This is a genomic window from Mesorhizobium sp. M1E.F.Ca.ET.063.01.1.1, assembly GCF_003998155.1.
Taxonomy (GTDB): domain Bacteria; phylum Pseudomonadota; class Alphaproteobacteria; order Rhizobiales; family Rhizobiaceae; genus Mesorhizobium.
Window position 1 is genome coordinate 1 of sequence record NZ_RZSC01001377.1, and the last position, 751, is coordinate 751.

A 751-nucleotide genomic window follows, 5' to 3' on the forward strand; every position below is an offset into this window, starting at 1 on the left:
GTCCCGCACCGGCCTGCTGCAGATCGATTCCGTCAGCGCCGTGGTGCGCGCGCACTATATGCCGCTCTATTCGCGCCTCGGCCCCTACCCGCTTTCCCTGCTCGACAACGCCGCGCTCACGCGCAAGCGCACCGTCTTTGAATATTGGGCGCATGAGGCCTCCTTCCTGCCGGTCGAGACCTGGCCGCTGATGCGCTGGCGCATGCAGCGCGCCGAGCGCGGCGAGGAAATGTATCTCGGCCTCGCCAAATGGGGTCGCGAGCGCAAGGCAATGATCGACGAGATCTACGGGCAAGTCGCGGAACGCGGGCCGATTGCCGCCTCCGACATCGAAGGCCACAAGGGCAACGGCGGCTGGTGGGGCTGGAGCGAGGCCAAGCACGCCTTCGAATGGCTGTTCTGGGCCGGGCGCATCACCACCGCCTACCGGCGCGGGTTCGAACGCTACTACGATCTGCCGGAGCGTGTTCTGCCGCAGTCTGTGCTGGATTTGCCCGTGCCTTCTGTCGAGGACGCGCACCGTGAATTGCTGCGCATATCCGCGCGCGCCCACGGCATCGCCACCTATGGCGACCTGCGCGATTATTTCCGCCTCGCGCCGGGCGACGTGAAGGATCGCATCGAGGAACTGGTCGAGACGGGCGAACTGCTGCCGGTGCGGGTCGAAGGCTGGGACAAGACCGCTTATCTCTATAAGGACGCGCGCATTCCGCGCCGGATCGGGGCGCGCGCCCTGCTCGCTCCCTTCGAT

At 66.4% G+C, this 751-nt stretch carries 1 protein-coding gene; it reads left to right on the forward strand.

The genetic code is table 11. The features are described 5' to 3' along the window. The coding region (locus EOA29_RS38690; protein ID WP_145970129.1) for a crosslink repair DNA glycosylase YcaQ family protein at positions 1–751 on the forward strand (751 nt) is incomplete at both ends.